Here is a 20,002-nt window from a genome sequence, read left to right as displayed (position 1 = left end):
GAGTCCAGGGGCAGGTCCCGGGGTGCGCTCCGGGAGGCGTCCAGAGGCAGGTGCCGGGGTGTGCTCCGAGAGGCGTCCAGGGGTACGTCTCGCAGTGCGGGATACGTGAGGGATGTCCGCGGGGCTGCCAGTACCCTGCGGACATGACCTCGCTCACGCCCCTCGACAGCCTCTCCCCGGTCACCCGGGCCGCCCACCGGGCCCGCGCCGCCGCCGCCGAAATCGCGCCACTCCCGCGCGCGGCCAAGGACGAGGCGCTCCTCGCCGTCGCGGACGCCCTCGAAGCGCGCACCGCCGAGATCGTCGAGGCCAACGCCGTGGACGTGGCCAAGGCCCGCGAGGCCGGCACCAGCGAGGCCGTCGTCGACCGGCTCACCCTCACCCCCGAGCGCGTCCGGGCCATCGCCGCCGACGTCCGCGACGTGGCCGCGCTGCCCGACCCCGTCGGCGAGGTCGTCCGCGGCTCGACCCTCCCCAACGGCATCGACCTGCGCCAGGTCCGCGTCCCCCTCGGCGTCGTCGGCATCATCTACGAGGCCCGCCCGAACGTCACCGTCGACGCCGCCGCCCTCTGCCTCAAGTCCGGCAACGCCGTCCTGCTCCGGGGCTCCTCCTCCGCGTACGCCTCCAACAACGCCCTGGTGAACGTGGTGCGCGACGCCGTCGGGGGCGCAGGGCTGCCCGCCGACGCGGTCCAGCTCGTCCCCGGCGAGTCCCGCGCGTCCGTCCGCGAGCTGATGCGGGCCCGCGGCCTCGTCGACGTCCTCATCCCGCGCGGCGGCGCCTCCCTGATCAAAACCGTCGTCGAGGAGTCCACCGTCCCGGTCATCGAGACCGGCACCGGCAACTGCCACGTCTACGTCGACGCCGACACCGACCTCGACATGGCCGTGGACGTCCTGATCAACTCCAAGGCCCACCGGGTCAGCGTCTGCAACGCCGCCGAGACCCTCCTCGTCCACCAGGACGTCGCCGAGGCCTTCCTGCCCCGGGCCCTCGACGCCCTCGCCGAGGCCGGCGTCACCGTCCACGCCGACGAGCGGACCCTCGCCCTCGCCGAGGGCTCCAAGGCCACCGTCGTCCCGGCCACCACGGAGGACTGGGAGACCGAGTACCTCTCGTACGACATCGCCGCCGCCGTCGTCGACTCCCTCGACAAGGCCGTGGAACACATCCGGACGTGGTCCTCCGGCCACACCGAGGCGATCGTCACCACCTCGCAGGCCGCGGCCCGCCGCTTCACCCAGCTGGTCGACTCCACCACGGTCGCCGTGAACGCCTCCACCCGGTTCACGGACGGCGGCCAGTTCGGCTTCGGCGCCGAGATCGGCATCTCCACCCAGAAGCTGCACGCCAGGGGCCCCATGGGCCTTCCCGAGCTGACCTCGACCAAATACATCGTCACCGGCGACGGTCACGTGCGGTAACACCTCCTTCCGGTCCGTACGGGCTTTCGGTACGGGCGGGGAGGCTTCGCACTCTCCCTGCCCAAAACCCCCTTCCGGGTCTACTCTGAATCCGTGCCGGACGACGTGGGGGGCAGGCCGTTCCAGAACGGCGGAGACCCCGAGGACTCTGTCGACCGCGGAGGCGCTGACGAGGTCCACGCCGCCGTGGTCTTCGACGAGGAGTTCGTGAGGGCCGCGACCGTCCACGAGCCGACCGCGGTCGAGCGGCTCCTCGCCGCCGCCCAGGCCCGTGCCGAGGCCGAGGCGGCCCGCGCCCGCGCGGGCGGCGGACCGGTCGACGACGACCCCTACGGGGACGGCCACGACCCGCTGGGCCTCACCTACGAGCCCGACGACATCGGCGACGACGACAGCCCCTACGGCCCCCACGGCGGCGCCCTGCGCCCCTACCGGGGCAGCGCCCGCTGGCACCGGCCCGTCGCCTGGGTCCTCGCCCTCGTCATGGGGGTCGGCATGGTCGCCCTCGCCTTCAGCGCCGTCTACCGGGGCGCCGCCGCCAACCGCCAGGACCAGGTCCCGCCGCCGGCCACCACCGGCGTCGACGCGCCGACCCCCAACCCGGCCCCGCCCGCGGCCCGCGCCCCCGCCGTCGGCTCCGTGTCCCCTGGATAGCCCCCGGGGCCCTCCCGAACCCGAACCGCACCCGAACCGGACCCGAGGCGCTCCCGAACCGGGACTCCGGCCCGCCCCGTACCGGTCGCGCACCGGTTCCGCCCCGGGACCCGGCCGTCCCGATGGCGGAATTCTTCGGAACTTGTCGTGTACCTGGGCGTTTACCGAAGCCCCCGCAGACCTACTCTGAAGGTATGGCAGGGCGTGGCGACCCGCCTGAGGGGACACCCGAGGGGTTCCCCGGCGGTGGTGAGGACGAGTACCGATCCGTCGTCTTCGACGAGGCGTTCGTCCGTGCTGCCCGCCTCCAGGAGTTCTCCGCCCGCGAGCGGATGGGCGAGCACGCCCAGGCCGTCCGCAGTCTTCCCACCGGGGCGCCCCGGAGCGGCTCCCGCCAGGCGGTCCTCCTGGTCCTCCTCGTCCTCCTCGCCTTCGGCACCGCCGTCTACCTGGGCGTCCGCAACCCGTACCAGCCTCCCGTCGACCAGCGCGCCGAGCCCCTGCGGACCACCGTCGTCCGGCTCGCGCCCCGGGACCCCGTCCCCGGCGGCGAGCCCGCGCGGCTCTTCGCCCGCAGCCCGGCCGCCGAGTACCGCGTCGGGGCCGCCGGCATCGTCCTGCCGGTCGCCGGACGCACCATGCACTTCGCCGAGAGCCAGGTCCTCGCCGCCCTCGACATCGCCAGGGACTACCTCGTCGCCTCCTCGCTGGATCCCGAGGTCCTGAGCGGGGCCACCGCGCGTCCCCCGCGCCTCCTGCTCGACCCCGACCAGCTGGCGCAGTTCGACCGGAGCGTCGAGTCGCCCGCCGACGACGGCCGGCACGCCCCCGCCGCCTGGCTCGTCCGCTTCGACCCCCGCGAGGTCGCCCTCGCCGATCCCGGCGTCCGCGTCCGGGGCACCCTCCGCTTCGAGGAGACCGGGCCCGACACCCTCGACGTCACGGCGGACCACACGTACACCTACGCCCTCCGTCCGGTCATCCGCGGCACGGGGCCGGTCGCCGCGGCGTCCCTCTTCACCGTCCACCGCGTCGTGCACTTCCGCTTCGACCGCGAGGACCTGCGGGCGCACCGCGCCGAACTGCTGAGCAGCACCTCGGAGGCCGGGCCGCAGGCCTGCGACGCGGACACCACGGGCTCCCTGAAGCCGCTCCTGGCGGGGACGCGGGCCTCCGAGGCGGGCGGCGGCCCGGCGGTCACCGACCCGTACGCCACGGACCGGCCCGCCGTCCCCTCGCTGTGCGGAGTGCTGGCCCCGGGGGCTCAGCCCTCGTTCTGACCGTCCCCGGCGGAGTCCTTCCCGGGGCCCTTCCCGCCGTCGTCACCGGCCGGGGCCCCGCCCTCGGCCGCGCCGCCGTCCGCCTTCGCGGAGCCCTGGCCGCCGAACCGGTTGCGCAGCCGTCCGCCCAGGTCGCCCGCCAGGTCACCGGCGCCGCCGGCTATGTCCCCGACCAGCTTGAACAGCGGATCCTTGCTGGTCCGCACGGTCTCGGCGTAGTGACCCGCCGACTCGCGGAAGGAGTCCGAGACCGAGGTGTCCTTGTCCTCCGAGCGCTTCGGGTAGTGCCCGTCCATGATCCGCTGGAAGTCGCGGCTCTCCGACCACTTCTTCAGTTCCGCCGCGCGGACGGCGGTGAAGGGGTGCGAGCGCGGCAGCACGTTGAGGATCTTCAGGACCGAGTCCCGCAGGTCCCCGGCCTTCTCGTACTCGTCGGCCTGGGCGAGGAACGCGTCCACGTTCATCTCGTGCAGGTGGTTGCCGCCGGCGATCTTCATCAGGCCGCGCATCGAGGCCCGCGCGTCCTGCCCGACGAGCAGCCCGGCCCGGTCGGCGGAGAGCTCCGACTTGCGGAACCACTCGCGCAGCGCCGTCACGACGGCGGTGATCGCGACCGTCCCCAGCGGGATCCAGGCGATCTTGAGCGCCAGGTTGGTGAGGAACAGCAGGACCGTCCGGTACACGGCGTGCCCGGAGAGCGCGTGTCCGACCTCGTGGCCGACGACCGCCCGCATCTCCTCCTCGTCGAGGAGCTCCACGAGGCCGGTGGTGAGCACGATGATCGGCTCGTCCAGGCCGATGCACATGGCGTTGGGCTTCGGGTCCTGCGTCACGTACATCGGCGGGACCTTCTCCAGGTCCAGGATGTAACAGGCGTCCCGCAGCATGTCGTTGAGGTGGCCGAACTGCGCGTCGCTCACCCGGACGGAGTCCGAGAGGTAGAGGAGCCGCAGACTGCGCTCCGGCAGCAGTCCGCTGAGCGCCTTGAAGGCCGTGTCGAAGCCGCTGAGCTTGCGCAGCGCCACCAGCGCCGAGCGGTCGGCCGGGTGTTCGTAGGCCCGCGAGGAGATGCCGGGGAACCGCTTCCGCTGCCTGCTCGGCGCGCTCCCGTGGTCGTTCTCGGTCATGGATGCCCCCTGTTCGTACGAGTCGGTGCTCGTCCCCCTGACTGCCCCCAGACTAGGCGTTGGCGCTACGGTGTGGCGGGGCCTGTGGATAACTCGGGCACCAAGGACGACCGAAGGGCACGACCGACATGCCGGACACAGCCGCCACCGCCGACGCCGCTGCCGCCGTGCTCGCCGCCGCCGCGGACCAGGGCCCGGGCGACACGCTCCGGATCGTGCTGCTCGCCTCGATCGTGGGCGGGGTCCTGCTCGCCTGGTTCCTGCTGCGTGGCTACCGCACCGACGGCACGGACGACACGGGCGGCGGGGACGGCGCCGCCGGGCCGGGCGGCACCGACGGCGTGAGCGGTGGGGACGGCAGCGCCGGTACCGACACCACCGCCGGTACCGACACCACCGCCGGGGCGGGCGGCAACACGGAGCGCGACGCGAACGCCTGAGTCGGCGTGAGCGCGTCCGGACGGCCCGCATACGATGTGCGCGAAGTCTCCGCTCCCATCCCCGATCGATAGGTCTGCCGAAGATGAGCCTCCACAGCACCGCTGCCAACCTGGTCACTCTCGCCGAGGGCGCCGAGCACGGCGGCAACCACGAAAGCCTCAGCCCCTACCTCACCGGTATCGGCGCCTTCGGCGCCCTGATGCTCCTGCTGTGGATCACCACCCGCTTCAACCGCGACCGCTGAACCGACACCGCTGATCCGGCGGACGCTGCCGTGCCAGTAGGCTCTGCACGCATGGGAGAGCAGGAAGTGCCTACTGGCGGGCGCGGCAAGCGCCGACTCGGCGTGATGGGCGGAACCTTCGACCCGATCCACCACGGACACCTGGTGGCGGCCAGCGAGGTCGCCGCCCTGTTCCACCTCGACGAGGTGGTGTTCGTGCCGACGGGGCAGCCGTGGCAGAAGAGCGACAAGGCCGTGTCCGCGCCCGAGGACCGCTATCTGATGACGGTCATCGCGACCGCCTCCAACCCGCAGTTCTCGGTCAGCCGGATCGACATCGACCGCGGCGGCGCGACCTACACCATCGACACCCTGCGGGACCTGGCCTCCCTCAACGCCGACTCGGACCTCTTCTTCATCACGGGGGCCGACGCGCTGTCGCAGATCCTCACCTGGCGCGACGCGGAGGAGCTCTTCTCGCTCGCGCACTTCATCGGCGTCACCCGCCCGGGCCACGACCTCACCGACGACGGCCTGCCCAAGGGCGGGGTCTCGCTCGTGGAGATCCCCGCGCTCGCCATCTCCTCCACCGACTGCCGGGCGAGGGTCGCGCAGGGCGATCCCGTCTGGTATCTGGTGCCGGACGGCGTGGTGCGCTACATCGACAAGCGCCAGTTGTACCGCGGCGAGTGAGCTTCGGGGAGGGGCACCGGTGAACGACCAGCAGCATCCGTACGACCCGTACTATCCGCAGCCGCAGATCATCGGCTACGACGAATACGGGCAGCCGGTGTACCAGCAGCCGCAGGCGCAGCAGCAGCCCGCGCAGCACTACGACCCGTACGGCGGTCAGCAGCAGCCGGCGCAGCCGCAGCAGGCGTACGGCTACGACCCCTACGCCCAGCAGCAGCCGCAGGCGCAGCAGCCGCCGTCGCAGCACTCGTACGACCCGTACGGGCAACAGGGCTACGCCTACCCCTCGTACGACACCGGAGCCGGGACCGAGACCGGTCAGCAGTGGGCCGCCCAGCCCCAGCAGCCCCAGGCCCAACCGCAGCACCAGCCCCAACCGCAGCACCAACCCCGGCCGCAGTCCCGGACCGAGCCCGCCCGGCCGGCGTCCGAGGCCCCGGCCGCGCCCGTCGCCGCCCCGCCCGGCGTCCCCGGCCAGCGCCCCGCCTCCGAGCGGCCCGCACCGGGCCGGGCCGCACCCGGGCGCCCCGCCCCGTCCCGTACGGACGACGACGACGACCGCGAGTACCGCACCGAGCAGTTCTCGTTCATCGAGGAGCCCGACGAGGACTCCGAGGACGTCATCGACTGGCTCAAGTTCACCGAGAGCCGCTCGGAGCGGCGCGAGGAGGCCAGACGGCGGGGCCGCAACAGGATCGTCGCGCTCGTCGTCGTCCTCGTGCTCGCCGTCGTCGGCGGCGTCGGCTACCTGTGGTCCGCGGGCCTGCTCCCCGGCACCTCCGCCCCCGAGCAGAAGGCGGCCACCGCGACCGGCCCCCAGAAGCGCGACACCATCGTGGTCCACCTCCACGACACCACGAACGGCGGAACGTCCACCGCCCTGCTCGTGGAGAACGCGACCACCCGCCAGGGCACCACCGTCCTGCTCCCCGCCTCCGTCGTCGTCGCCGACTCCGAGGGCTCCGCGACCACCCTCGGCAAGTCGGTCGAGGACGACGGCTCCAGCGGCACCCGGGAGTCGATCGGCAACCTCCTCGGAACGAAGATCACCGGCACCTGGCGCCTGGACACCCCGTACCTGGAGAACCTCGTCGAGGTCGTCAGCGGCATCGAGACCGACACCGACACCGACGTGCCCGCCCCCAAGAACGGCGCCGAGCCGCTCGTCAGGAAGGGCGAGAAGCAGACGCTGAACGGCCGCGCGGCCGTCGCCTACGCCACCTACCGGGCCCCCGGCGAGGCCGACGCCAAGCAGCTCCAGCGCTTCGGCCAGGTCCTGTACGGGGTGCTGCGGAAGATCTCCGACGACCCCGCGGCCGCCACGATCACCATCGAGACCCTCCAGCAGATCCTCGACCCCTCGCTCCCGGAGAAGGACCTCGGCGCCTCCCTGGCCAAGCTCGCCGAGCACGCCAAGGTCGGCTCCTACAAGACGGCCCTGCTCCCGGTGGAGGAGGACGGCGCGCTGACCGACGGCGCGAGCGACAGCGTCGTCAAGGACATCCTCGGTGGCAAGGTCACCGCCCCCGAGACGGACGGGGTCACCCGGGTCTCCCTGCGGGACGGCTCCGGGAAGAACGCGACCGAGGCCGCCCGGATCGTGCTGGTCAACGGCGGCTACGCCTTCGTGGGCGGCACCGGGGCGCCGGTCCAGGAGAAGTCCGAGGTCCTCTACCGCGACGACGCCCAGAAGGCGGCGGCCGCCGAGGTGGCCAAGACGCTCGGCCTCCCGGCCGCCTCGGTCGGCAAGGGCGAGACCGCGGGATCGGCCGCCGTCACCGTCGTCCTGGGCCGGGACTACAAGCTCCCGGAGGCCCGCTAGGGAGCGTCCGGCGACGACCCGCCGGAGACGCCCCGACGGCGCTCGGAAAAGTCAGACGGCGCCGTCGGCGGTCCGTGAGACCCTGGAGGGGTACTTGACCGCCGACGAAAGCCTGCTTGTGACCGCCACGGACCGTTCCATCGAGCTCGTCAAGACCGCCGCCCAGGCGGCCGCCGACCGGCTCGCGCACGACATCATCGCCTACGACGTCAGCGACGTGCTGTCGATCACCGACGCCTTCCTGCTCGCCTCCGCGCCCAACGACCGCCAGGTCAAGTCGATCGTCGACGAGATCGAGGAGCGGCTGCTCAAGGAGCTCGGCGCCAAGCCGGTCCGCCGCGAGGGCGACCGCGACGCGCGCTGGATCCTGCTGGACTACGTCGACATCGTCGTCCACGTCCAGCACAGCGAGGAGCGGGTCTTCTACGCCCTGGAGCGGCTGTGGAAGGACTGCCCCGAGCTGGAGCTGCCCGAGGACGCCGCGAAGACCCGCGGCAAGGGCGCCGAGCACGCCGCCCTGACCGGCGTCGACACCGCCGGCCACGCCTCCGGCCTGCCCGACGGACCGGACGGTGAGCTGAGCTGAGCACCACCAGGGGCGGCACCGGCCGCCGCATCGTCCTCTGGCGCCACGGCCAGACCTCCTGGAACCTGGAGCGCCGCTTCCAGGGCTCGACCGACATCGAGCTGACGGAGACCGGCGTCGCCCAGGCGCGCCGGGCCGCACGGCTGCTCGCCGCGCTCCAGCCGGACGCCGTCGTGGCCTCCGACCTGAAGCGGGCGGCGGCCACCGCCGCCGAACTCGCCGCGCTCACCGGCCACGACGTCGCCCACGACGCCGCGCTGCGCGAGACGTACGCGGGGGAGTGGCAGGGGCTGACCCACGACGAGATCGTGGCGCGGTACGGCGAGCAGTACGCCGCCTGGAAGCGCGGCGAGCCCGTGCGCCGGGGCGGCGGCGAGCTGGAGACCGAGGTGGCCGACCGGGCCGCACCCGTGGTCCTGGAGCACGCCGACAAGCTCCCCGAGAACGGCACGCTCGTCGTGGTCAGCCACGGCGGCACCATCCGCACCACCATCGGCCGGCTCCTGGGCCTGGAGTCCCGGCACTGGGAGAGCCTGGGCGGGCTCTCGAACTGCTGCTGGTCCGTCCTCGGCGAGGGCGCGCGCGGCTGGCGCCTGATGGAGCACAACGCCGGCACGCTGCCCGAGCCGGTCCTCGGCGACGACGACTGAGCCCCGCGGAGCCCGCGACGGGCCTGCCGGACCCGGATTTCACTTTCCGGCAGGTCACAGGCTAGAGTTCTTCTTGTTCGCAGCGCGGAGCGCGAAGAACACGAGGGGCTATAGCTCAGTTGGTAGAGCGCCTGCATGGCATGCAGGAGGTCAGGAGTTCAATTCTCCTTAGCTCCACAGTCACCGAATCCCGTCCCCACCAGGGGGCGGGATTCGTCGTTTCACCACGTTGTGCCGAGTACGCCGGCCCCCTTGCGGGGCCATGGCAGAATCGGACGGCCGGAGGGGGACAGGATCCGGACGGGAGGGTGGCCCACGTGCTCGGCGACAACGGCAGGGTGTCCTGTCGGCGCACGACCAGGCGCACGATCAGGCGTACGACGGGGCCCGCGACCCGCGGCCACGGCTGGAGCTGACTGATGGGTGCACACAGGCGGAAGTGCGACTGGTGCGGCAGCGGCACGCCCATCGTGCGCGACATGGACCCCGTCAACGTCGAGTTCCAGTACTGGTGCGAGGAGTGCGCGCGGGCGCTGATCATAAAAGGCGACCCGATCGAGACCTACCGCGAGCTGGAGGGGGAGCCGATCTACGGTCGGCTCCTCGACGAGCACTGCACCCTCAAGCGGTTCTACTCCTTCGCCACGGCCTGAGGCTCCCGCGCCGCCGGACGCCCCTGATCCCCCGGACGCCCCTGTTCCACCACCGCCGGACGCTCCTGCTCCGGTACGGCCTCCAGGAGCGGTTCCGCCGCCGTCGCGCCGATCCCGTCCGTACGGCCGGTGTCCGTCCCGCGCAGCCTCCGCCGCGTCAGTACGTACCCCACGAGCAGCGCCGTCGTCGTCAGCGGATAGACGGCGGAGAGCAGCATCTGGCCCGCGTTCTGGTCCAGTTCGGGGCGGCCCGGGTCGTGCGGGACCCACCACAGCGCGAACGACGCGAACACCAGGGCCACCGGTCCCGCCACCCGCCACGCGCGCGTGGCGCGGTCCGCGAGCAGGATCAGCAGCGGCACGCACCAGACCCAGTGGTGGGACCACGAGATCGGACTGATCATCAGCGCCGTGAACGCGCAGACGACCACCGCCACGGCCTTGTCGCCGCGCAGCGCGGCCCGTACCGCCACCACCATCGCGACGCCGCCCATGAGGGCCGCCGTCACCGCCCACCACATGCCCGGGTCGTCGGTGTGCATCAGCCGGGCCAGGACGCCGCGGATGGACTGGTTGGCGGTCTCCTCGGCGAAACCGACCCGGCCCGTCTCGAACAGGGTCTCGGTCCAGAACTTCTTCGAGTCCGCGGGCAGCGCGACCACCACGGCCAGCGTCGTCCCGAGGAAGACCCCCGTCGCCGTCGCCGCCGTGCGCAGCCACTGGTTCCAGGAGCGGTCCCGGCGCCACAGCAGCAGACCCGCGACGAGCAGCAGGACGACGAAGAGTCCCGGTGTGAGTTTCACCGCGGTCGCCAGGCCGATGCCGAGGCCGGCCCAGCGGCTGCCCGCGCGGCGCGTGAGGTCCCAGAGCACCGCCACGGCTATGAGCAGGTTGATCTGGCCGTACCTCAGGGTCGTCCACACCGGCTCGCACCAGACCACGACCGCGGCGATCCAGAACGTCGTGCGCCACAGGTCCGCGCGGGACAGCGACGGGCGGACCAGCCGGACCGAGAGCTGGACCAGGGCGACCACCAGGAGCAGGTTCCCCCCGGTGGTGAGGGCCCGCATCAGGGGGACGCCCACCAGGGTCAGCGGGACGAACAGCAGGGCCGCGAAGGGCGGGTACGTCATGCCGAGGTTCGCCGAGGTGGCGCGCATCGCGTACAGGTCGCCGCCGGCCCGGACCGTCTCCCCCTCGGCCCGGTAGACCATCACGTCGAGCATGTTCACGTGGGCGAGGCGTTGCGCCACCCAGAAGGCCGCGAGCGAGAGCAGACAGACCGCCGCGGCGGTGACCAGGGGCCACGGCCGGGCACGGGTTTTCGAGAGCACGGAGACGGACACAGTCGGCGACCCTACCCGGCGGTCCCGAAGGCCTCCGGGAATCGATTTGGAGATCTGCCGGGGAGCCGGTTAATGTTCTGTCTGTCGCCGCGAGGGAAACCGGAACGGAGACGGAAAGCAAGGGGCTATAGCTCAGTTGGTAGAGCGCCTGCATGGCATGCAGGAGGTCAGGAGTTCAATTCTCCTTAGCTCCACAGAAAATCCACGGAAGATCGTGGAACGGAGAGCGGGTCACCCGGATCGGGTGGCCCGCTCTCTCGTGTCCCGCCCCACGGAACGCCGGTGCGGCCCGTGCGGCCGCTGCGGTACCCTGGCGCCATGCGTGCCGTACGCCTCCTGCTTATCGAGCCGCGCTGACCAGTCCCGACGGACGACAGACATTCCGTCGGAGTCGGCGCGGCATCCCCTCCTGTGCGAGGGGATTTTTCATTTCGGCAGTCAGTGGCCGTGGGCAGAGACGATCGATGGAGCTTCAAGGACCATGACCGAGATCAATACGGCCGCCGAGACGGCGGCCCCGCATCGCTACACGGCGGCCATGGCCGCCGACATCGAGGCACGCTGGCAGGACTTCTGGGACGCCGAGGGCACGTACGAGGCCCCGAACCCCACCGGTGACCTGGCGGGCGACCCCGCGGTCGCCGCACGGCCCAAGAAGTTCATCATGGACATGTTCCCGTACCCCTCGGGCGCGGGACTGCACGTCGGCCACCCCCTGGGCTACATCGCGACGGACGTCTTCGCCCGCCACGCGCGCATGACCGGCCACAACGTGCTGCACACCCTGGGCTTCGACGCCTTCGGCCTGCCGGCCGAGCAGTACGCCGTGCAGACGGGCACGCACCCGCGCGTGTCCACCGAGGCCAACATGGAGAACATGAAGGTCCAGCTGCGCCGACTGGGTCTGGGCCACGACAAGCGCCGGTCGTTCGCCACGATCGACCCGGAGTACTACAAGTGGACCCAGTGGATCTTCCTGCAGATCTTCAACTCCTGGTACGACGACGAGGCCGGTAAGGCCCGTCCGATCGCCGAGCTGGTCGAGCGGTTCGCGAACGGCACGCGTGAGATTCCCGGCACCACGCGCGCGTGGAGCGAGCTGAGCGCCGCCGAGCGCTCCGACGTCCTGGGCGAGTACCGCCTGGCGTACGCCTCCGACGCGCCCGTCAACTGGTGCCCCGGCCTGGGCACCGTCCTGGCCAACGAGGAGGTCACCGCCGACGGACGCTCCGAGCGCGGCAACTTCCCCGTCTTCAAGTCCAAGCTGCGCCAGTGGAACATGCGGATCACCGCCTACGCGGACCGCCTGCTGGACGACCTGGACGCGCTGGACTGGCCCGAGGCCATCAAGCTGCAGCAGCGGAACTGGATCGGCCGCTCCGAGGGCGCCCGCGTCGACTTCCAGGTCGGCGACACCGGTGCCATCACCGTCTTCACCACCCGCCAGGACACCCTGTTCGGCGCCACCTACATGGTCCTGGCCCCCGAGCACGACCTGGTCGAGAAGATCGTCCCGGCCGCCTGGCCCGAGGGCACCCACGAGGTGTGGACCGGCGGCCACGCCACCCCCGCCGAGGCCGTCGACGCCTACCGCAAGCAGGCCGCCTCCAAGTCCGACGTGGAGCGCCAGGCCGAGGCCAAGGACAAGACCGGCGTCTTCACCGGCGCGTACGCGACCAACCCGGTCAGCGGCGAGCGGGTCCCGGTCTTCATCGCCGACTACGTCCTGATGGGCTACGGCACCGGCGCCATCATGGCCGTCCCCGCGCACGACAGCCGCGACTTCGCCTTCGCGCGCGCCTTCGAGCTGCCGATGCGCTGCGTCGTCGAGCCCTCGGACGACCGCGGCACCGACCCGTCCACGTGGGACGACGCGTTCGCCTCGTACGAGGCGAAGCTGGTCAACTCCGCCAACGACGAGATCTCCCTGGACGGTCTGGGCGTCGTCGACGCCAAGGCCCGGATCACCGCCTGGCTGGCCGACCGCGGCATCGGCGAGGGCACCGTCAACTTCCGGCTGCGCGACTGGCTGTTCAGCCGCCAGCGGTACTGGGGCGAGCCTTTCCCGATCGTCTACGACGAGGACGGCGTCGCCCACGCGCTGCCCGAGTCGATGCTGCCGCTGGAGCTGCCCGAGGTCGAGGACTACTCGCCGCGCACCTTCGACCCGGACGACGCGGACACCCGCCCGGAGACCCCGCTGTCCCGCAACGAGGACTGGGTGAACGTCACCCTGGACCTGGGCGACGGCCCCAAGAAGTACCGCCGCGAGACCAACACCATGCCCAACTGGGCCGGTTCCTGCTGGTACGAGCTGCGCTACCTGGACCCGCACAACTCCGAGAAGCTGGTCGACCCCGCCGTCGAGCAGTACTGGATGGGTCCCCGCGAGGGCATGCCGACCGGTGGCGTCGACCTGTACGTCGGCGGCGCCGAGCACGCCGTGCTGCACCTGCTGTACGCGCGCTTCTGGTCCAAGGTCCTGTTCGACCTGGGCCACATCTCCTCGGCCGAGCCCTTCCACAAGCTGTACAACCAGGGCATGATCCAGGCCTTCGTCTACCGGGACGCGCGCGGGATCGCCGTGCCGGCGGCCGAGGTCGAGGAGCGCGACGGCGGCTTCTGGTACCAGGGCGAGAAGGTCTCCCGCGTCCTGGGCAAGATGGGCAAGTCCCTGAAGAACGCCGTGACGCCGGACGAGATCTGCACCGAGTACGGCGCCGACACCCTGCGCCTGTACGAGATGGCGATGGGCCCGCTGGACGTGTCGCGCCCCTGGGACACGCGCGCGGTGGTCGGCCAGTACCGGCTGCTGCAGCGACTGTGGCGCAACATCGTCGACGAGTCGACCGGCGAGGTCACCGTCGTCGACGCCGCGCCCGACGAGGACACGCTGCGCGCCCTGCACAAGGCGATCGACGGCGTCGCGCAGGACATGGCCGCGATGCGCTTCAACACCGCCATCGCCAAGATCACCGAGCTGAACAACCACCTGACCAAGACCGGGGGCGCTCTCTCCCGCCCGGTCGCCGAGCAGCTGGTGCTGCTGGTCGCCCCACTGGCGCCGCACATCGCCGAGGAGCTGTGGCGCAGGCTGGGCCACACCGGGTCGGTCGTCCACCGGGACTTCCCGGTCGCCGACCCGGCGTACGTCGTCGACGAGACCGTGACCTGCGTCGTGCAGATCAAGGGCAAGGTCAAGGCCCGCCTGGAGGTCTCCCCGTCGATCACGGACGCGGACCTGGAGGCGCTGGCCCTGGCCGACCCGCACGTGGTCGCGGCGCTGGGCGGTGCCGAGATCCGCAAGGTGATCGTGCGCGCGCCGAAGCTGGTCAACATCGTCGCGGGCTAGCGGACCGCTTACGCGCGGCTCGGTGAACGGTCGCGCATAGGGGTTTCCCCTACGGGCAGGTTGGGGGTTCCGATGGAACCCTCGGCCTGCCCGTTCCGTTTACCGTGGAAGAACCACAACCGCGTGGTGAGACGACCGATGCCGGAGGGGCGCGCCCATGGAAGAAGCGATTCTCACGATCCTGGCGCTACTCTTCGTCGCCTTCGTGGCGCTCGGGGTGTACGCCACCGTGAAGGTGACCAAGGCCGCCAAGCGCGGTGTCGACCGCACCCTGGACCAGGCCCGGCGCACGGTCGAGGACACCACGCTGCGGGCCAAGAGCTTCGGCCAGGCCGGCGCGGCGGGCGAGCTGGCCCGGCTGCGGCTCTCGCTGCGCACCTCGATGCGCGCCACGCAGGAGGCGCTCCAGGCGGGCGTCGGCCAGGACGCCTCGCTGAAGGAGTCGCTCGACCTGTTCAACCGGCTCAGCGGACACGGTCTCGAACTCGACGCCGACCTCAAGCGCCTGGAGCGGGAGCCCGACCGGGCGTGGGTGGCCGGACAGCTCCCCGAACTCACCGCGCGGACCGAGCGGATCACGAGCTCGGCCGACGCGCTGCGCCGCGCCGCCCGGGACCGGGCCGTGCGGTTCGCCGAGGACGACCTGTCGACGCTCAGCGCCCAGATCGACGTCGAGGCCGGAGCCCTGCGCCACTGGGCCGACCCGGAGCCCGCGCCGGGCGCCACCACCGCGGGTGCGGAGGAGCGGGGACGTCCCGCCGGGGCCACCGGCCGGGCGACGGACGCCGGGCCCGGGCCCCGCAGCGAGCCGTCCGCGATCACGGGGCCCGACCCCCGGCTGACCGCGTACCCCTGGGAGAAGTCGGCCCGCCCGGAGACCACCACCTGACGGTACGGCCGACCGGGGCCGGTCGGAGGCGGAAGCGGGGGCGGGACGGCGAGGGGCGCTCGCCGACGCCCGGTGATCCCGTGGGGGGCCGGGCTGCCGTGCGGGGGTTCTGGCGGGTAACCTCCCGCTCATGTCCCGGCATGTCGCGATCGTCACCGATTCAACGGCCTACCTGCCACGCCAGACGAGGGAGCGGCACGCCATCACCACGGTCCAGCTGACCGTCGTCATCGGCGACCGAGCCCTGGAGGAGGGCACGGAGATCTCGGCCGAAGCCCTCGCCCAGGCCCTCCAGAAGCGGCGGTCCGTCACCACCTCCCGCCCCAGCCCCGAGGTCTTCGCCGAGACCTACCGCGAGGCCGCCGAGGCCGGTGCGCGGGGCGTCGTCTCGCTCCACCTGTCCGCCGAGGTGTCCGGGACCTACGACGCGGCCGTGCTGGCCGCGAAGGACGCCCCCGTGCCCGTACGCGTGGTGGACACCCGCATGATGGGAATGGCGCTGGGCTTCTGCGCCCTTGCGGCGGCGCAGACCGTGGAGGCCGGAGGCTCGCTCGACGAGGCCGTCGCGGCGGCCGAGAAGCGCGCCGCCGGGATCTCCGCCTTCTTCTACGTCGACACCCTGGACTATCTGCGCCGGGGCGGGCGCATCGGCGCCGCGCAGGCGCTGCTGGGCTCCGCGTTCGCGGTGAAACCCCTCCTCGAACTCGACGGCGGGCGGATCGAGCTGCGGGAGAAGGTGCGGACGGCCTCGAAGGCCATCGCACGCCTGGAGGAGATCGCGGTGGAGCGGGCCGGCTCCGGGCCGGTCGACATCGCCGTGCACCACCTGTCCGCGCCGGAACGTGCCGCCACGCTCGCGGACCGGCTCAGGGAACGCGTCCCGTCGATCGGGGAGTTCCACGTCAGCGAGGTGGGCGCGGTCATCGGCGCCCACACGGGCCCCGGGCTCCTCGCGGTCGTCGTCTCGCCGCGCTGAGACCCCGGCGGCGGGTCGGTCACCTGGGGGTGCGGCCACTCGTGAGAGTGACGGAGTTTTCCACAGCGGGGCCCTCCTCCACGGACCGCAGGTGAGTCCGGCACGGGGCATCCGTGATCCCTACCGTCACGGGCATGACGCTTCGTACACGTAGGGCATCGACCGCTGATACCGCATCGACCATTGCCGTCGCCGGCACTACGGACACGGCTGTCACCGGTGTTCCCGGGGCCGTGAGGGTGACCCGCGGCCCGACGAGCGGGCCGGGGCGGGCGGCCGGTTCGGACGGGCGCAGCCGCCCCGGAGGGCGCGGTTCGCCCCCCGGGCGGGAGCGGCGCACCCGGATCGGGCGGCGGCCCGTGGAAGTGCCCGGAGGGGGTGTACGGCGACGGGGGGACGCGCTGTTCCCGACGGCTCCTCCGTCGGAGACGGAGTCGTACGCCGAGCCCGATGTGTCCGAAGCGAGGGAGGTGCCCGAGGCGCCGGGGCGGGTGGCTCCGCCGGTCTCTCCGCCCCGGGCGCGGGAGCGGCTGGTGGCGGGGATCCGGGACCGGACACCGCTGTGGGTGCAGACGCGGTGCGGGCTGGAGCCGAGGACGCTGGCCGCGCTGACGGTGGTCCTGCTCGTGGCTGCGGGGCTCGCGGGCGGTTACTTCTGGATGGGCCGCCCGGAGCCGGTGCACGCCCCCGAGCTGGTTCGCGCCGCACCTGCGACGGTCGCGCCCGCAGGGCGGGCCGGGCCGGAGGTCCGCGAAGAGGCCGGACCGCTTCCCGCCGTGGCGCCCGCACCGTCCGCCTCTTCCGGCGCGAAGGTCGTCGTCGACGTCGGCGGGAAGGTGCTCAGGCCGGGCGTGCTGACCCTGCCCGCAGGTGCGCGGGTGGCGGACGCCCTGCGGGCGGCGGGCGGGGTGAGGTCCGGCGCGGATCTCACCGGAATCAACCGGGCGCGTGTCCTGTCCGACGGCGAACAGGTCCTGGTCGACGTGCCGGGCGTGCAGGTCGGCGGGCCCGGCCCCGGAGGCGGAGGCGGCGCGGGAGGAGCAGGTGGGGGAGGGGCGCCGGGAACGCCGGTGAGCCTCAACACGGCCACGGTGGAACAGCTCGACACCCTCCCGGGCGTCGGACCGGTCCTCGCCCAGCACATCATCGACCACCGCACGGAACACGGCGGCTTCCGGTCGGTGAGCGAGTTGCGGGAGGTCAGCGGCATCGGCGAGCGACGGTTCGCCGACCTCGAACCGCTGGTCCGGCCGTGAGGCGGGCCCGGGGAGCGACCAGGGAGGCGGAGGCAGGAGCGGAAAGGGTGGCAGGGGCAGAGACGGAGACGCGGGAGTCGGGTCGGTGGGAAGGGCCGGCCGATCTGCGGCTCGTTCCCCTCGCGGCGGCGGCCTGGGCGGCGGCGGCCTGGGCCGTGGGTGTCACCGGGTGGTGGGCGGTCACCGGTGTCACGGCCTGTCTGGTGGGAGCGGCGGTCCTGCTGGTGCGGGGCGTGATCCGGCGGCGCGGAGGCCCCGAGGGAGGCCGTGGGGCGGTCCGGCGAGGGGATCGTGGCGCGGTCCCGCCGGGAGGCACCGCCGGGCGCCGGTTGCGGGCCACCGCGTGGGCCGGGGTCTTGCTGTGTGCCGCGGCCGGGGCCGCCTCGGCGGGGCTGCACGCGGCGGATCTGCGGCGCGGGCCCGTGCCGGTACTGGCCGAGGAGTACGCGCGGGCACGCTTCGAGCTGGTGGTGGCCTCCGATCCGCGGCTCACCCGGCCCAAGGTGCGGGGCAACGCCATGGCCCCGGTCTCGGTCGTCCTGGACGGCGAGGTGACCCGGGTCGAGCGGTCGGACGGCGCGGTCCACCGGACCCGGGCGCCGGTCCTGCTGATCGTGCCGCCGGGGGAGGGGCGCGAGGAGTGGCTGCGGCTCCTGCCCTCGACCAGGCTGCGGGTCGGTGGCCGGCTCGCACCGCCGTCGCACCCGGGCGAACCGTTCGCCGCGGTCCTCAAGGTCGACGGCGGGGGCCCGCCCCGGATCGTGGGCCGGCCGAACGCGCTCCAGCGGACGGCGGGGGAGCTGCGCGCGGGGCTGCGGAGGGCGACCGAAGGGCTCGATCCCGACGCGCGGGCCCTGCTGCCCGGCCTGGTCGTCGGGGACACCTCCAGGATCGGCCCCGAGCTGAAGGACGCCTTCGAAGCCACCGATCTCACGCACTTGTTGGCGGTTTCCGGAAGCAATCTGACGATCGTGCTGCTTCTGCTGATCGGGCGTCCCGGGCAGGCGCACCGGGCGGAGCGGGGCGGGCTCGCGCCCCGGATCGGGCTGTCGCTGCGGGTCACCGCGCTGGCCGGGGGAGGTCTGACGCTCGCCTTCGTGGTCGTCTGCCGGCCCGACCCGAGCGTGCTGCGGGCCGCCGCCTGCGGATGCGTCGCGCTGCTCGCGATCGGTACGGGGCGCAGGAGGTCGCTGATCCCCGCGCTGGCCGCCGCCGTCCTCGTCCTGGTGCTCTACGACCCCTGGCTCGCGCGGAGCTACGGGTTCCTGCTCTCGGTCCTGGCGACGGGGGCGCTGCTGACGATGGCTCCCCGGTGGAGCGACGCGCTGCGCCGGCGCGGGGTGCCCGGCCGGTTGGCGGAGGCGCTGGCCGCGGCCCTGGCGGCGCAGGCGGTGTGCGCTCCGGTCGTGACGGTCTTCGCGGCTCGGGTGAGCCTGGTCGCGATCCCGGCGAACCTCTTCGCCGAACTCGCCGTGGCGCCCGCGACGGTGTGCGGGTTCGCCGCGCTGGCCCTGGCGGCGCTCTGGATGCCGGCGGCGGAGGGTCTGGCGTGGCTGGCGGGGTGGCCGGTCGGGTGGATCGCGTGGGTGGCCCGCACCGGCAGCGCGCTGCCGGGGGCCGAGCTGGCCTGGCCCGGCGGGTGGTGGGGCGGACTGGCCCTCGCGCTGCTCACCGCGACCGTGGTCCTCGGGGCGCGCGGGCTGCCGTACCGGGGTGCGGTCGGCGTGCTCGCCGCCGCTCTGCTCCTGCTCGCCGTGGTGCGGCCTGCGCCGCTGTCCCGGTGGGCCACCGGATGGCCGCCACCGGGCTGGGTGTTCGCGATGTGCCAGGTGGGCCAGGGGGATGCGACCGTGCTCGCGGCGGGCGGGGACTCCGCCGTCGTGGTGGACGCGGGCCCCGACCCGGTGCCGGTGGACCGCTGTCTGCGCGAACTCGGGGTGAGACGGGTGCCGCTGGTGGTGCTCACCCACTTCCACGCGGACCACGTGGCCGGGCTCCCGGGAGTGCTGCGGGGGCGGTCGGTGGGGGCGATCCAGACGACCGGGCTCGAAGAGCCGCCCGCCCAGGCCGCGTTCGTGCGCCGGACGGCGGCCGGGGCCGGGGTGCCGATGATCCGGGCCGAGCCGGGGGAGCGGCGGAGGATCGGGTCCCTGGAGTGGCGGGTGCTCTGGCCGTGGCCGAGGGCCGTGCGGACCGCAGGGAGAAGCGGGCCGTTCGAGGGGCCCAAGGGCGCGGGAGGGAGGAGCGAGCCGTTCGAGGGGCCCAACGACGCCAGTGTCACCTTGCTGGTCCGTGCCGCCGGAGGGCTGAGTCTGCTGCTCCTCGGGGACCTGGAGCCACCGGCGCAGCGGGCGCTGTCGCGGATCCATCCGGACCTGGCGCCGGTGGACGTCCTCAAGGTCGCGCACCACGGGTCCGCGCACCAGGACCCGGCGCTGATGCGGGCCGTGCGGCCGAGGCTCGCGCTGGTCTCGGCGGGCCGGGACAACCCGTACGGCCACCCTTCGCCCCGGACGCTGGAGGCGCTGCGGGGCGGTGGGGCGCGGGTGCTGCGGACCGATCGGGACGGGGCGATCGCGGTGGTGGGAGCGGGAAGGGGGCTCGTGGCCGTTCCGAGAGGCGGGTGA

17 protein-coding genes and 2 tRNA genes are annotated in these 20,002 nt (G+C 73.1%); 17 read left to right on the top strand and 2 right to left on the bottom strand.

Annotated features, from left to right (window positions below; all coding sequences use genetic code 11):
• Positions 1-143: 143 nt before the first annotated feature.
• The 3 genes from AB0398_RS13510 to AB0398_RS13500 all read left to right on the top strand — a co-directional run bounded on the left by AB0398_RS13510 (position 144) and on the right by AB0398_RS13500 (position 3,361).
• Positions 144-1,427, top strand: a complete 1,284-nt coding sequence (locus AB0398_RS13510) for a glutamate-5-semialdehyde dehydrogenase (RefSeq protein WP_366374638.1) — start codon at positions 144-146, stop codon at positions 1,425-1,427.
• Positions 1,428-1,520: 93 nt separating this feature from the next.
• The gene (locus tag AB0398_RS13505; protein ID WP_366374636.1) at positions 1,521-2,081 is read left to right on the top strand and encodes a hypothetical protein; all 561 of its coding nucleotides are present in this window, start codon (positions 1,521-1,523) and stop codon (positions 2,079-2,081) included.
• A gap of 194 nt (positions 2,082-2,275) precedes the next feature.
• The gene (locus AB0398_RS13500; RefSeq protein WP_366374635.1) at positions 2,276-3,361 is read left to right on the top strand and encodes a hypothetical protein; all 1,086 of its coding nucleotides are present in this window, start codon (positions 2,276-2,278) and stop codon (positions 3,359-3,361) included.
• Here AB0398_RS13500 and AB0398_RS13495 read toward each other — a convergent pair.
• A complete protein-coding gene (locus tag AB0398_RS13495; RefSeq protein ID WP_366374633.1) occupies positions 3,346-4,488 on the bottom strand; it encodes a M48 family metallopeptidase in 1,143 nt (380 codons plus the stop codon). The two genes, AB0398_RS13500 and AB0398_RS13495, sit on opposite strands and share 16 nt — an antisense overlap.
• 128 nt (positions 4,489-4,616) lie before the next feature.
• On the opposite strand from AB0398_RS13495, the gene AB0398_RS13490 reads away from it, so the two are divergent.
• The 8 genes from AB0398_RS13490 to AB0398_RS13455 all read left to right on the top strand — a co-directional run bounded on the left by AB0398_RS13490 (position 4,617) and on the right by AB0398_RS13455 (position 9,556).
• Positions 4,617-4,928 (top strand): hypothetical protein, encoded by a 312-nt coding sequence (locus tag AB0398_RS13490; protein ID WP_366375260.1) that lies wholly within the window; start codon positions 4,617-4,619, stop codon positions 4,926-4,928.
• A gap of 83 nt (positions 4,929-5,011) precedes the next feature.
• Complete coding sequence (locus tag AB0398_RS13485; protein WP_366374631.1) at positions 5,012-5,173, top strand: hypothetical protein; 162 nt, start codon at positions 5,012-5,014, stop codon at positions 5,171-5,173.
• A 51-nt stretch (positions 5,174-5,224) separates the two neighbouring features.
• Positions 5,225-5,845, top strand: a complete 621-nt coding sequence (nadD, locus tag AB0398_RS13480; RefSeq protein ID WP_366374630.1) for a nicotinate-nucleotide adenylyltransferase — start codon at positions 5,225-5,227, stop codon at positions 5,843-5,845.
• Positions 5,846-5,864: 19 nt separating this feature from the next.
• Positions 5,865-7,667, top strand: coding sequence for an LCP family protein (locus AB0398_RS13475; protein ID WP_366374628.1), 1,803 nt, complete (start codon positions 5,865-5,867; stop codon positions 7,665-7,667).
• A 118-nt stretch (positions 7,668-7,785) separates the two neighbouring features.
• The gene (gene rsfS / locus AB0398_RS13470) at positions 7,786-8,253 is read left to right on the top strand and encodes a ribosome silencing factor (protein WP_366375210.1); all 468 of its coding nucleotides are present in this window, start codon (positions 7,786-7,788) and stop codon (positions 8,251-8,253) included.
• Positions 8,250-8,903, top strand: a complete 654-nt coding sequence (locus tag AB0398_RS13465) for a histidine phosphatase family protein (protein WP_366375208.1) — start codon at positions 8,250-8,252, stop codon at positions 8,901-8,903. The genes rsfS and AB0398_RS13465 overlap by 4 nt, the downstream gene beginning before the upstream one ends.
• Before the next feature lie 104 nt (positions 8,904-9,007).
• Positions 9,008-9,080, top strand: a tRNA-Ala gene (locus AB0398_RS13460).
• A gap of 242 nt (positions 9,081-9,322) precedes the next feature.
• Complete coding sequence (locus AB0398_RS13455) at positions 9,323-9,556, top strand: hypothetical protein (protein WP_366374626.1); 234 nt, start codon at positions 9,323-9,325, stop codon at positions 9,554-9,556.
• Here AB0398_RS13455 and AB0398_RS13450 read toward each other — a convergent pair.
• Positions 9,535-10,902 (bottom strand): glycosyltransferase 87 family protein, encoded by a 1,368-nt coding sequence (locus AB0398_RS13450; protein WP_366374625.1) that lies wholly within the window; start codon positions 10,900-10,902, stop codon positions 9,535-9,537. The two genes, AB0398_RS13455 and AB0398_RS13450, sit on opposite strands and share 22 nt — an antisense overlap.
• Positions 10,903-11,023: 121 nt before the next feature.
• Between AB0398_RS13450 and AB0398_RS13445 the strand changes: the two genes are divergently transcribed.
• From AB0398_RS13445 to AB0398_RS13420, 6 genes are all read left to right on the top strand, one after another.
• Positions 11,024-11,096 (top strand) — tRNA-Ala (locus tag AB0398_RS13445).
• Between the two features lie 287 nt (positions 11,097-11,383).
• Positions 11,384-14,254, top strand: coding sequence for a leucine--tRNA ligase (gene leuS / locus AB0398_RS13440; protein ID WP_366374623.1), 2,871 nt, complete (start codon positions 11,384-11,386; stop codon positions 14,252-14,254).
• A 157-nt stretch (positions 14,255-14,411) separates the two neighbouring features.
• Entirely contained in the window at positions 14,412-15,143 is a 732-nt protein-coding gene (locus tag AB0398_RS13435) for a hypothetical protein (RefSeq protein WP_366374622.1), read from the top strand.
• Positions 15,144-15,273: 130 nt separating this feature from the next.
• Positions 15,274-16,119, top strand: coding sequence for a DegV family protein (locus AB0398_RS13430; RefSeq protein WP_366374620.1), 846 nt, complete (start codon positions 15,274-15,276; stop codon positions 16,117-16,119).
• A 533-nt stretch (positions 16,120-16,652) separates the two neighbouring features.
• Entirely contained in the window at positions 16,653-17,375 is a 723-nt protein-coding gene (locus AB0398_RS13425; RefSeq protein WP_366374618.1) for a ComEA family DNA-binding protein, read from the top strand.
• 47 nt (positions 17,376-17,422) lie between these two features.
• Complete coding sequence (locus AB0398_RS13420) at positions 17,423-20,002, top strand: ComEC/Rec2 family competence protein (protein ID WP_366374616.1); 2,580 nt, start codon at positions 17,423-17,425, stop codon at positions 20,000-20,002.

This window comes from Streptomyces sp. NPDC086147, assembly GCF_040702165.1.
Classification (GTDB): Bacteria; Actinomycetota; Actinomycetes; order Streptomycetales; family Streptomycetaceae; genus Streptomyces.
This window is presented reverse-complemented; position numbering and strand designations above follow the sequence as displayed.